Origin of the sequence: Citrobacter sp. Ce104, assembly GCF_030334595.1 — a bacterium.
Taxonomy (GTDB): Bacteria; Pseudomonadota; Gammaproteobacteria; order Enterobacterales; family Enterobacteriaceae; genus Citrobacter; species Citrobacter europaeus.
The window spans coordinates 1-295 of sequence record NZ_JAOWDP010000007.1 but is presented as its reverse complement, the minus strand read 5'-3'; the positions used below and the strand labels follow the sequence as shown (position 1 = coordinate 295).

The 295-nt window shown below is 53.9% G+C and carries 1 protein-coding gene; it reads left to right on the top strand.

Annotated elements, in window-relative coordinates; translation table 11 throughout:
• On the top strand, positions 1–295 hold a 295-nt coding region (locus tag OGW16_RS00580), incomplete at both ends, for a formylglycine-generating enzyme family protein (RefSeq protein ID WP_286517539.1).

The window sequence follows — 295 nt, the reverse complement described above, 5'->3', positions numbered from 1 at the left end:
AGGTGACGCTGACCAGCTATTCCATCGGTCGTTTCAAGGTGACCCATGAGGATTACGCTTTTTATCTGAAAATGGCGGGATTACCTGCCCAGCAGTTTGATAAAGAATGGCGGAATAAAATGCTAGCGGATATGACTCATTTTAAAAACAGTCCGGCGGTGGTGTCATGGCGCGAGGCCGACAGCTACTGCCGCTGGCTGAAAAAGGAGACGGGGTTGGCGTTTTCCCTGCCAACGGAAGCGCAGTGGGAGTACGCGGCGCGTGACCGGGGGCAGTATATTCTGGTGGCAACGGA